Origin of the sequence: Cellulomonas biazotea, from assembly GCF_004306155.1 — a bacterium.
GTDB lineage: Bacteria > Actinomycetota > Actinomycetes > Actinomycetales > Cellulomonadaceae > Cellulomonas > Cellulomonas biazotea.
Window position 1 is genome coordinate 1 of sequence record NZ_BIMR01000328.1, and the last position, 11163, is coordinate 11163.

At 69.8% G+C, this 11163-nt stretch carries 10 protein-coding genes and 1 pseudogene; 5 read left to right on the forward strand and 6 right to left on the reverse strand.

Annotated elements, in window-relative coordinates; all coding sequences use genetic code 11:
* Positions 1-68: 68 nt before the first annotated feature.
* Positions 69-449, reverse strand: a complete 381-nt coding sequence (locus CBZ_RS17870) for a VOC family protein (protein ID WP_130782822.1) — start codon at positions 447-449, stop codon at positions 69-71.
* A 515-nt stretch (positions 450-964) separates the two neighbouring features.
* Between CBZ_RS17870 and nrdH the strand changes: the two genes are divergently transcribed.
* The 5 genes from nrdH (at position 965) to CBZ_RS17895 (ending at position 6959) form a co-directional block, all read left to right on the forward strand.
* A complete protein-coding gene (gene nrdH, locus CBZ_RS17875) occupies positions 965-1210 on the forward strand; it encodes a glutaredoxin-like protein NrdH (protein ID WP_130782823.1) in 246 nt (81 codons plus the stop codon).
* Between the two features lie 182 nt (positions 1211-1392).
* Complete coding sequence (gene nrdI / locus CBZ_RS17880; RefSeq protein WP_130782824.1) at positions 1393-1809, forward strand: class Ib ribonucleoside-diphosphate reductase assembly flavoprotein NrdI; 417 nt, start codon at positions 1393-1395, stop codon at positions 1807-1809.
* Positions 1779-3926, forward strand: a complete 2148-nt coding sequence (gene nrdE / locus CBZ_RS17885) for a class 1b ribonucleoside-diphosphate reductase subunit alpha (RefSeq protein WP_130782825.1) — start codon at positions 1779-1781, stop codon at positions 3924-3926. Before nrdI ends, nrdE begins: the two co-directional genes overlap by 31 nt.
* Before the next feature lie 45 nt (positions 3927-3971).
* Positions 3972-4952 (forward strand): class 1b ribonucleoside-diphosphate reductase subunit beta, encoded by a 981-nt coding sequence (nrdF, locus tag CBZ_RS17890; protein WP_130782826.1) that lies wholly within the window; start codon positions 3972-3974, stop codon positions 4950-4952.
* A 249-nt stretch (positions 4953-5201) separates the two neighbouring features.
* Positions 5202-6959, forward strand: a complete 1758-nt coding sequence (locus CBZ_RS17895; RefSeq protein WP_130782827.1) for a methyl-accepting chemotaxis protein — start codon at positions 5202-5204, stop codon at positions 6957-6959.
* Positions 6960-7027: 68 nt separating this feature from the next.
* On the opposite strand, the gene CBZ_RS17900 is transcribed toward CBZ_RS17895, so the two are convergent.
* From CBZ_RS17900 to CBZ_RS17920, 5 genes and pseudogenes are all read right to left on the reverse strand, one after another.
* Entirely contained in the window at positions 7028-7474 is a 447-nt protein-coding gene (locus CBZ_RS17900) for a hypothetical protein (protein ID WP_246013522.1), read from the reverse strand.
* Positions 7475-7520: 46 nt separating this feature from the next.
* Entirely contained in the window at positions 7521-8294 is a 774-nt protein-coding gene (locus CBZ_RS17905; protein ID WP_130782828.1) for an ATP-binding cassette domain-containing protein, read from the reverse strand.
* A 59-nt stretch (positions 8295-8353) separates the two neighbouring features.
* A complete protein-coding gene (locus CBZ_RS17910; RefSeq protein WP_130782829.1) occupies positions 8354-9562 on the reverse strand; it encodes an ROK family transcriptional regulator in 1209 nt (402 codons plus the stop codon).
* 215 nt (positions 9563-9777) lie between these two features.
* A complete protein-coding gene (gene mmsB, locus CBZ_RS17915; RefSeq protein ID WP_130782830.1) occupies positions 9778-10959 on the reverse strand; it encodes a multiple monosaccharide ABC transporter permease in 1182 nt (393 codons plus the stop codon).
* A pseudogene (locus CBZ_RS17920) lies at positions 10959-11163 on the reverse strand (ABC transporter ATP-binding protein); the annotation flags it as partial. The pseudogene CBZ_RS17920 and the gene mmsB, both read right to left, overlap by 1 nt.

An 11163-nucleotide genomic window follows, 5' to 3' on the forward strand; every position in this document is an offset into this window, starting at 1 on the left:
GGCCCCGGCCGCGCCCCTCAGGGGCGTGCAGCCGGGGCCGTCCGTCGTCGTGCGTGGCGTGCAGGCGGTCAGTCGCGGGCGATGACCGACAGCACGTTGCCCGCGGGGTCGGTGAACCACGCGATGAGCGGGCCGCCGCCGCGGAACACGAAGTCGTCGTCGGTCTGCGTCGGCAGGCCCTCGTACCGCTCGAACCGCACGCCCCGGTCGCGCAGCTCGGCGACGGCCGTGGGGACGTCGTCGACCCGGAAGTTCAGCACCGTGTACGTCGCGGGCGTGTGCGCCTCCCCCTTGGGGTAGACGAGGACGTCGCGCCCGCCCGCGAGGTGCAGGACGAGCATCCCGTCCTCGACGTCGGTGTCCAGGCCGAGGACGGTCCCGTAGAACTCCTGCGCGGCGGGCACGTCGTCGGTCGAGTACCCGCTGAAGGCGTCGCTGAGGTCGGGCATCGGGGCTCCTCCCGGTCGTCGGGACGCCCCGAGGCGGTCGTCGGGGCGGTCGCCCCACTGTGGACCGGGGTGGTCGCACGAGCCACCGGAGGGCCGCCCGACCGGCGTGGACGCCGACGCGACGAGGGGTCCGTCACCCGTCCGGGGGATCGCGCCCCGACGACCTTCGCGCCGCCCGGCGTGTCGTGCACGGGCGCGTCCGGGACGAACTGGACCCTCGGCTTGTGGACGTCGTTGTGCACCGCGGTGTGGGGTCCCTGGGGACGGCTGTGGACGGCTGACGAACCCGCAGGTCGGGGGCTTTGTGGGTGCTCGGCGATAGCCTGAGTTCTCCACAGGGTGAAGTCGAACGACACGCATGTAACACAATCCCTAGTGGTGACTTGCTTGTCCTACCCCTAGGTGTAGTGTCTGAAGTCGACGCGGCGGGGGAGTCGCAGTCGGCCCGCGAGGGCCCGAAGAACATGCGCGGCCACTCCGGGGGGAGCGCCGCGGACAGTGAAGAAGGAGCCACGATGACGATCACGGTCTACAGCAAGCCGGCGTGCGTGCAGTGCACAGCGACCTACCGCGCGCTCGACAAGCTCGACACCGAGTACACCGTCGTGGACATCAGCGAGGACGCCGACGCGCGCGACTACGTCATGTCGCTCGGCCACCTGCAGGCCCCCGTCGTGATCGTCGACGGCGAGCACTGGTCGGGCTACCGCCCCGACCGCATCAAGGCGCTCGCCGACCGGCTGTCGGCAGCGGTCGCCTGACCCACGGGCGGCCGGACGGGCCGCCCACCACGGACGCCCCGGGCCGGCGCTGACTCGCACCGTGCCGGCCCGGCGGGCCTCCGCCCCCGGTACCGATCAGGAACAGGGCCGGCTCCGCCGTGCCCGCGGCACCAACCGGCACCGGACCGGCACCGTCGTCCCGAGGTGAGGGGAGCACGTCGATGAGCTCCTTGGTCTACTTCTCCTCCGCCTCGGACAACACGCACCGCTTCGTCGAGAAGCTGGGCCTGCCGGCGCAGCGCATCCCGCTGCGACCGTCGGACCCGTTCCTGCACGTCACGGAGCCGTACGTCCTGGTCGTCCCCACCTACGGCGGGGGCAACGAGGGCGGCGCGGTCCCGCGTCAGGTCGTCAAGTTCCTCAACGACGAGGACAACCGTGCGCTGATCCGCGGCGTCATCGCGGCCGGCAACACGAACTTCGGCGAGGCCTACTGCATCGCAGGGGACATCGTCGCGGCCAAGTGCCGCGTCCCCTACCTGTACGGGTTCGAGCTCATGGGAACGAACGAGGACGTGCACCGCGTCCGCGAGGGATTGAGGACATTTTGGCAGCGACAGTCGCAGATACCCGCGTAGAGCTGACGGGGCTGGACTACCACGCCCTCAACGCGATGCTCAACCTGTACGACGCGGACGGGAAGATCCAGTTCGACAAGGACCGGGAGGCGGCGCGGCAGTACTTCCTGCAGCACGTCAACCAGAACACCGTCTTCTTCCACGACCTCGCGGAGAAGCTCGAGTACCTCGTCGAGAACAAGTACTACGACCCGGCCGTGCTCGCGCAGTACGACCCGGCGTTCATCAAGACGCTCTTCGAGTACGCGTACTCCAAGAAGTTCCGGTTCCAGACGTTCCTCGGCGCGTTCAAGTACTACACGTCGTACACGCTGAAGACGTTCGACGGGAAGCGGTACCTGGAGCGCTTCGAGGACCGCGTCTGCATGGTCGCGCTGAGCCTCGCCGAGGGCGACCAGGACTTCGCGATCAGCCTCGTCGACGAGATCGTGTCCGGCCGCTTCCAGCCGGCGACGCCGACGTTCCTCAACCTCGGCAAGGCGCAGCGCGGCGAGCCCGTCTCCTGCTTCCTGCTGCGCATCGAGGACAACATGGAGTCCATCGCGCGCGGCATCAACTCCGCCCTGCAGCTGTCCAAGCGCGGCGGCGGCGTGGCCCTGCTCCTGTCGAACATCCGTGAGCACGGCGCGCCCATCAAGCACATCGAGAACCAGAGCTCCGGCGTCATCCCCGTGATGAAGCTGCTCGAGGACTCGTTCTCGTACGCCAACCAGCTCGGCGCCCGCCAGGGTGCGGGTGCGGTGTACCTGCACGCGCACCACCCGGACATCTACCGGTTCCTCGACACCAAGCGCGAGAACGCCGACGAGAAGATCCGGATCAAGACGCTGTCGCTCGGCGTCGTCATCCCGGACATCACGTTCGAGCTCGCCAAGAAGAACGAGCCGATGTACCTGTTCTCGCCGTACGACGTCGAGCGCGTCTACGGGGTGCCGTTCGCCGACATCGACGTCTCGGAGAAGTACTACGAGATGGTCGACAACGCGTCGATCCGCAAGACGAAGATCAGCGCCCGCGAGTTCTTCCAGACGCTCGCCGAGCTGCAGTTCGAGTCGGGCTACCCGTACGTGATGTTCGAGGACACGGTCAACCGTGCGAACCCCATCAAGGGCAAGATCACGCACTCGAACCTGTGCTCGGAGATCCTGCAGGTCTCGACGCCGTCGACGTTCAACGAGGACCTCTCCTACAAGGAGATCGGGCGGGACATCTCCTGCAACCTCGGCTCGATGAACATCGCGCTGTCGATGGACTCGCCGGACTTCGGCAAGTCGGTCGAGACCGCGATCCGCGCCCTGACGGCCGTCTCCGACCAGACGGACATCGAGTCGGTGCCGTCGGTCAAGCGCGCCAACCGCGGCGGGCACGCCATCGGCCTCGGGCAGATGAACCTGCACGGCTACCTGGCGCGCGAGCGGATCTTCTACGGGTCCGACGAGGGCCTCGACTTCACGAACATCTACTTCTACACGGTCGCGTACCACGCGATCCGGGCGTCGAACCTGCTCGCGCAGGAGCGGAACCAGAAGTTCTACGGGTTCGAGGACTCGAAGTACGCCACGGGCGAGTACTTCCAGAAGTACGTCGAGAAGGAGTGGGCGCCGCGCACCGAGCGGATCCGCGCGCTGTTCGCGGACGCCGGCGTGCACATCCCCACGCAGGACGACTGGCGCGAGCTGGCCGCCCTCGTGGCCGAGCACGGGCTGTACAACCAGAACCTGCAGGCGGTCCCGCCGACCGGCTCGATCTCGTACATCAACCACTCGACGTCGTCGATCCACCCGATCGCGTCGAAGATCGAGATCCGCAAGGAAGGCAAGATCGGCCGCGTCTACTACCCGGCGCCGTTCATGACGAACGACAACCTGGAGTACTACCAGGACGCGTACGAGATCGGCTACGAGAAGATCATCGACACGTACGCCGAGGCGACGCAGCACGTCGACCAGGGCCTGTCGCTGACGCTGTTCTTCAAGGACACGGCCACGACGCGCGACCTGAACAAGGCGCAGATCTACGCGTGGCGCAAGGGCATCAAGACGATCTACTACATCCGCCTCCGCCAGCTCGCGCTGGAGGGGACGGAGGTGGACGGCTGCGTCTCCTGCATGCTCTGACCCCCTGCGGTTTCGATTTCCTGACGACGAATTGCGAGTGCTGAGATGAGCCCCACGGGGAAGCTGAAGCTGATCGACCGCGTGTCGGCGATCAACTGGAACCGGCTCGACGACGACAAGGACGCCGAGGTCTGGGACCGCCTGGTCGGCAACTTCTGGCTGCCGGAGAAGGTGCCGGTCTCCAACGACATCCAGTCGTGGGCGACGCTGACGGAGCAGGAGAAGACGCTCACCATGCGCGTCTTCACCGGCCTGACGCTGCTCGACACCATCCAGGGCACGGTAGGCGCGGTCAGCCTCATCCCCGACGCGATCACGCCGCACGAGGAGGCCGTCTACACGAACATCGCGTTCATGGAGTCGGTGCACGCCAAGTCGTACTCGTCGATCTTCTCGACGCTGTGCTCCACCAAGGAGATCGACGAGGCGTTCCGCTGGTCGGAGGAGAACGTCAACCTCCAGCGCAAGGCCGAGATCGTCATGAAGTACTACAAGGGCGACTCGCCCCTGAAGCGGAAGGTCGCGAGCACGCTGCTCGAGTCGTTCCTCTTCTACTCCGGCTTCTACCTGCCCATGTACTGGTCGAGCCGCGCCAAGCTCACCAACACGGCCGACCTCATCCGCCTGATCATCCGCGACGAGGCCGTGCACGGGTACTACATCGGCTACAAGTTCCAGAAGGGCCTCGAGAAGCTGTCGGCCGAGGAGCGCCAGGAGCTCAAGGACTACACGTTCGAGCTGCTCTTCGAGCTGTACGACAACGAGGTGGAGTACACGCAGGACCTCTACGACGGCGTCGGCCTCACGGAGGACGTCAAGAAGTTCCTGCGCTACAACGCCAACAAGGCCCTGATGAACCTCGGCTACGAGGCCCTGTTCCCGCGCGACGAGACGGACGTCAACCCGGCGATCCTGTCGGCGCTGTCGCCGAACGCCGACGAGAACCACGACTTCTTCTCCGGGTCGGGCTCGTCGTACGTCATCGGCAAGGCCGTCAACACCGAGGACGAGGACTGGGACTTCTGACCGGCCCCACCGCCTGACGGCCGCGCCCCGGCGTGACCCGCGAAGCCCCCGACGGACGACCCGTCGGGGGCTTCGTCGTCCCGGGCGACGGGTGCGGCGGGCAATCGTTGCCGCGGAAGGGTGATCGTTCCCGTGAAAAACCGGTGGGAGCGCCGTCAGTGACGCAGTCCCGTCAACGCGGCGCGGCTCGGGTCGATCGGCTCGTGTGGCGGGGCCGTCGTGGCCCGCCCGTCACGAGGAGAGCTCTTCATGCCTGTCGCCACCTCGCCGCGCTCCGCGGCGCCCCGCACCGACGACGTCCCCGCGCAGCGGCCGCCCGCCGAGGACCGTCGCCGACCCGGACCCCGGCCCGGCAGGCCCGACACGCCCGACGCCCCAGGCCCGGGTGCCGGTGCCGGTGCCGGGCGCGAGCGCCGGCGGCTCGTCGGCGACCGGTCGGTCCGCACGAAGATCCTCGCGCTGGTCGGCGTCCTCGGCGTCGTCGTCCTGGTCGTCAGCGGCTACGGCATCACGGCGCTGACGTCGCTCGGTCAGCGCTCGGCGGACACGGCGGTCGCGGCCGACACGGTCACGACCGAGCTCGCGACGGTGAGCAACGCCCTGTGGACGGTGCGGAACTCGATCACGGGCGTCCCGGCGTACCCGGACGCGGCGAGCAAGCAGAAGCAGTACCAGGCGGTGCAGGACGCGTACGCGGCGTTCGACACGGCGGCGGACGGGTTCGCGGCCGCGTTCGAGGGGAGCTACGGCACGCTGCCGCCCGAGTGGGACGAGTTCCTCGCCGCCTACGGCGAGTACCGCACGGGTGTGGACACCAAGGTCATGCCGCCGGCGATGTCGGACGACCGGGCGACGTGGGCGACGGAGCGCGGCGCGCTCGCGGACAAGGGGACGGTGCTCGTCGAGTCGCTCGCGGCGCTGTCGACGCACGTGAACGACGAGGGAGAGCGCCGCCTGGCGGCCGCGGAGGCCCACGCCGCGCAGGCCCGCGTGACGATGCTCGTCGTGGCGGGCGTCGGGCTCGTCACGGCACTGGCCCTCGGCCTCGCGCTGGCGCGCGGCGTCCGCCGGGCGGTCGAGGACGTCCAGCGCAGCATGGACGCGCTCGCGCGGGGCGACCTCACGGTCGTGCCGACGGTCCGCAACCGCGACGAGCTCGGCCGGATGGCGGGGGCGCTCTCGCGCGCGCAGTCGTCGCTGCGGACGACCCTGGTCGGCGTGACGGAGGCGTCGAGCACGGTCGCGGCGGCGTCGGAGGAGATGTCCGCCGCGGGGTCGCAGGTCGCGGCGGGTGCGGAGGAGACCTCGACGCAGGCGGGCGTCGTCGCCGCCGCAGCCGACCAGGTGAGCCGCAACGTGCAGCTCATCGCGGCCGGTGCGGAGCAGATGGGCGCGTCCATCCGGTCGATCGCGGAGAACGCGCAGGAGGCCGCGCGCGTGGCCGAGGAGGCCACGTTCGTCGCGTCGCGGACCAACGAGACGGTCGCGAAGCTCGGCGTGAGCTCGCGGGAGATCGGGGACGTCGTCAAGGTCATCACGTCGATCGCGGCGCAGACCAACCTGCTGGCGCTCAACGCGACGATCGAGGCGGCGCGTGCGGGCGACGCCGGCAAGGGCTTCGCGGTCGTCGCGGGGGAGGTCAAGGACCTCGCGCAGGAGACGGCGAACGCCACCGAGGACATCGCGCGCCGCGTCGAGGCGATCCAGGGCGACTCGGAGGGTGCGGTCGCGGCGATCGCGCAGATCTCGGAGATCGTCGCGCGGATCAACGACTACCAGCTGACGATCGCGTCGGCGGTCGAGGAGCAGACCGCGACCACCAACGAGATGTCGCGCGGGGTGGTCGAGGTCGCGGCCGGCGCGGAGGAGATCGCGGGCACCATCACGGGCGTCGCGACGGCCGCGCAGTCGACGACCGAGGTGCTCACGCAGATGGGCGACTCGATCCGCGAGCTCGCGGTGATGGCCCAGGGCCTGCAGGACCGCGTGTCGGCGTTCACCTACTGACGGGTCCTGCGGTCACCTGCTGACCAGCGGTCGCCCGCCTGCTGCCTCACCGGCCGGGCGGGCGGCCGTCAGACCTCGCGGTCGGTGCGGCCGAGCATCTTCAGCGGGATGCCGGCGATCGACGGCTCGGGCACGGGGAGCGTGTCGAGGCCCTCGGGTGCGGCGGGGAAGACGCCGTCCGCCGGGCCCTCGCCGACCCACACGCGCCAGAGGTCCCCGGAGCGGTGCACGACGCCGGGCACGACGACGACGGCCTTCCCGGCGGGGATCTGCGCGGCGAGCAGGGGGACCTCGTCGGGCGGCACGAAGCCGACGTCGATGTTGCGCAGGCTCAGCACGAGCCGCGTCCCGGCACCGCGCTCGACGTGCAGCTCGACGCGCATGGGTCGGCCGGCGGTGCGCTCGTGCGTGTCGAGCGCGGCGACGATCGACGTCTGCAGCGCGGGCGCCTCGGCGGCGAGGAACCCGTCGCCGACGACGGCCTGCACGCGGGGGCGGCGGTGGAACGGTCGCACGGTGCCAGTCTCCTCTCTGCGGGTCTCGGCGCTGTCGGGCAGGCCCTCAGTACGCCCGGTCGCCCTTGATGTACGACGTGGCCCCGGTGATCGCGGCGAGGATCGACTCGTAGCTCGCGGTCGTCGCGTCGAACGAGCCGTTGTTGCGCCCGTGCCGCAGGACCTCGATGCGGTCGGAGACGGCGCGCACGTCGACCATGTTGTGGCTGATGAGGATGACGCCGAGGCCGAGCTCGCGCAGCCGCTCGATGAGCGTGAGGACCTCGGCGGTCTGCGCGACGGACAGCGCGGCGGTCGGCTCGTCGAGCACGACGATCCGCGGGTTGCCGATGAGGGTGCGCGCGATCGCGACGGACTGCCGCTGCCCGCCGGACAGGGCGTGCAGCTGCGTCTTGACCGACGGGATGGGGCTGTTGAGGTCGCGCAGGATCCGCTTGGTGGTCTGCTCCATCTCGCCGTCGCGCAGGAACGAGCCTCCGGCGGTGGCCTCGCGGCCGAGGAACAGGTTCGCGGTGACGTCGAGGTTGTCGCACAGCGCGAGGTCCTGGAACACCGTCGCGATGCCGGCGGCGTGCGCGGCGGACGGGTTGGGGATGGTCGCGGGCTCGCCGGCCAGCTCGATGATGCCGGAGTCGGGCGTGAGCACGCCGGACACGATCTGGGCGAGCGTCGACTTGCCCGCGCCGTTGTCGCCGACGAGCGCGACGACCTCGTGCGCGTAGACCTCGAAGTCGACGCCGACGAGCGCCTCGACGGCGTTGAACCGCTTGGTGATCTGCTTCATCGCCAGCAGCGGGACCCGGGGCGCCGTCGCTCCCATCGGTCTCACCTGCTCTCCGTCGTGCACTGGTGCTCCTGTCATGATGCCTCCGGGCGTACTCACGCGCCGTCCACCTCCACCCGTTCGGCCTCGGCGCCGACCCCCGCGGCGGCCGTCGGGTCGAGGTCGATGTCGGCGTTCTGCAGGACGAGGGCGATCGCCCCGGCGACCTCGGCGGCGTTGCCGAGCTCGGCGGGGATGACCTCGAGCGGCGCGATCTGGTTGAGCAGCACGCGCCGACGGATGGCCTCCCGCATGGGTGTCAGGAGGATCTCGCCGGTCTCGGCGAGCTCGCCGCCGACGACGATGCACTGCGGGTTGACGGTCATCGCGACGCCCGAGACGACCACGCCGATCTGCGCGCCCGCGTCGGCGATGACCTGCGCGCACCCGGGGTCGCCCTCGTTGGCGCGCTGGACGACGTCCCGCAGCGTGAGGTTGCCGTGCGACGCGCGCAGCGGCTCGACGAGCGCGCGCGCGCCGACCACGGTGTCGAGGCACCCGCGGCTCCCGCACCGGCAGATGTCGCCCTGCGGGTCGACCTGGACGTGCCCGATCTCGCCCGCGGTGCCCGCGAAGCCGCGGTGCACCTGGTGGCTGATGACGATGCCCGCACCGGTCCCGTAGGACGCACGGACGTAGACGCTGTCGCGGTACACGCGGGACGCGCCGCGGGTGCTCTCCGCGAGGGCGCCGAGGTTGGCGTCGTTGTCGACGTAGACGGGCAGCGCGAGGCGCTTGGAGATGACGTGCCCGACGTGCACCTCGTCCCAGCTGCGCATGATGCCGCGCACGGAGATCATCCCGGTCGCGTCGTCGACGGGGGCGGGCAGGCCGACGCCGATGCCGACGACGTCGGAGATGCTCAGGCCGAGGCGTTCGAGCAGGTCCACGACGAGCAGCGCGAGCCGGTCGAGCGACGTGTCGACGCGGTGCTCCTGCGGCAGCGGCAGGACGCGCTCGGCGAGGACCTCGTGCGTGAAGTCGGCGATCGCGACGCGCAGGTGGCGGTGCCCGACGTGCACGCCGACGGCGAGGCCGACGCGGTGCGCGAGGGTGACGAGCTGCGCGCGGCGGCCGGTGCGGATCGTGGACCGGGTCTCGACGACGCCCTCGGCGAGGAGCTGCTTGACGATGGTCGAGACGGTCGCGGCGGACAGGCCGGTGGCGCCGACGAGCTCGACCTGGGTGAGTCCGCCGTGGCGCTTGACGGCGTCGACGACGGCGGCACGGTTGGCTTCACGCAGCGAGGACTGCGAACCCGCCATGGTCTACCGTCCTCTCGCGCCGGTGCAGCCTACCTGGCCTGGGCATTCGGACCTCAACCGCCGTCCGGGGGTTCCTGGCCGGAACTGGCCAGCACTGGCCGGCACTGGCCGGATCCGGTCGGCCCGGTAGAACCGGGCCCGACCGCCGGTACGGCGACGGCCGGGTCCCGCGGCGCACCGGGTGGTGCGTGGTGCGGGACCCGGCCGGCGGTGCGTCAGCGAGCAGCGCCCGCGCGGCGCTTGTTGTAGATGTCGAACGCGACGGCGAGCAGCAGGACGAGGCCCTTGACCATCTGCTGCACCGACTGGTCGATGCCCATGAGCTGCATGCCGTTGGACATGACGCCCATGATCAGACCACCGACCATGGCGCCGGTGACGCGGCCGACGCCGCCCGTGGTCGACGCGCCACCGATGAAGCAGGCGGCGATCGCGTCGAGCTCGAACATGTTGCCCGCGCCGGGCTGGGCGCCGTTGGACCGCGACGAGTACACGACACCCGCGACGGCGGCGAGGAAGCCCATGTTGACGAAGATCCAGAAGTTGATCTTCCGGACCTTCACGCCGGACAGCTGCGCGGCGTGCAGGTTGCCGCCGATCGCGTAGACGTGGCGGCCGAAGACCGTCTTCGTCGTGACGATCGTGTAGGCCATGATCAGGACGCCCAGGATGATGAGCACGATCGGCAGGCCGCGGCTGCGCGAGAGCTGGTAGCCGAACGCCATGACGACGGCCGAGATCAGCACGAGCTTGAGGACGAACAGCGGGAACGCCTCGACGGTCTGCTGGTACTTGATCCGGGCCTGGCGGGAGCGGAACTGGCTCACGCCGTAGCCGACGAGCGCCAGCGCGAAGATCACGAGCGTGAAGACGTCGAACCCGTTGCCGCCGAGGATCCCGTTGAGGAACCCGCCGGCGATCTTCTGGTACTCGCCGGGGAACGGCGACAGCGAGATGTTCTCGAGGACCTGCAGCGTCATGCCGCGGAACAGCAGCATGCCGGCCAGGGTCACGATGAACGCGGGGATCCCGACGTACGCGACCCAGAAGCCCTGCCAGGCGCCGACCGCGAGGCCGACCGCGAGGGCGACCAGCACGCCGAGCCACCACGGGGCGCCGTTCTTGATGACGACGACCGCGGAGACCGCGCCTGTCAGCGCCACCACCGACCCGACGGACAGGTCGATGTGCCCGGCGATGATGACGATCACCATGCCGATGGCGAGGATCAGGATGTACGAGTACTGCAGGACGATGTTGGTGAGGTTGCCCGGGCTGAGCAGCATGCCGTCCGTGAGGATGGTGAAGAGCCCGATGATGGCGACGAACGCGATGTAGATGCCGCTCGTGCGCAGGTTGCGCGTGAAGATCTCCTTGAGGCCCGCGACGGCAGTCATCAGGCGTTCTCCCTTTCCTTGGTCATGAGCTCCATGAGGCTCTCCTGCGTGGCCCGCTCCCGCGGCAGCTGGCCGGTGACCCGGCCGAACGCGAGGGTGTAGATGCGGTCGCAGATGCCGAGCAGCTCAGGCAGCTCGGAGGAGATGACGACGACGGCCTTCCCCTGGTCTGCCAGCGCGTTGATGATGGTGTAGATCTCGTAC

Excerpts from the sequence above, each read along its gene's own strand:
- CBZ_RS17870 (WP_130782822.1), bottom strand. The coding sequence starts at position 449 with ATGCCCGACCTCAGCGACGCCTTCAGCGGGTACTCGACCGACGACGTG.
- nrdH (WP_130782823.1), top strand. The coding sequence starts at position 965 with ATGACGATCACGGTCTACAGCAAGCCGGCGTGCGTGCAGTGCACAGCG.
- nrdI (WP_130782824.1), top strand. The coding sequence starts at position 1,393 with ATGAGCTCCTTGGTCTACTTCTCCTCCGCCTCGGACAACACGCACCGC.
- nrdF (WP_130782826.1), top strand. The coding sequence starts at position 3,972 with ATGAGCCCCACGGGGAAGCTGAAGCTGATCGACCGCGTGTCGGCGATC.
- CBZ_RS17895 (WP_130782827.1), top strand. The coding sequence starts at position 5,202 with ATGCCTGTCGCCACCTCGCCGCGCTCCGCGGCGCCCCGCACCGACGAC.
- CBZ_RS17905 (WP_130782828.1), bottom strand. The coding sequence starts at position 8,294 with ATGGGAGCGACGGCGCCCCGGGTCCCGCTGCTGGCGATGAAGCAGATC.
- CBZ_RS17910 (WP_130782829.1), bottom strand. The coding sequence starts at position 9,562 with ATGGCGGGTTCGCAGTCCTCGCTGCGTGAAGCCAACCGTGCCGCCGTC.
- mmsB (WP_130782830.1), bottom strand. The coding sequence starts at position 10,959 with ATGACTGCCGTCGCGGGCCTCAAGGAGATCTTCACGCGCAACCTGCGC.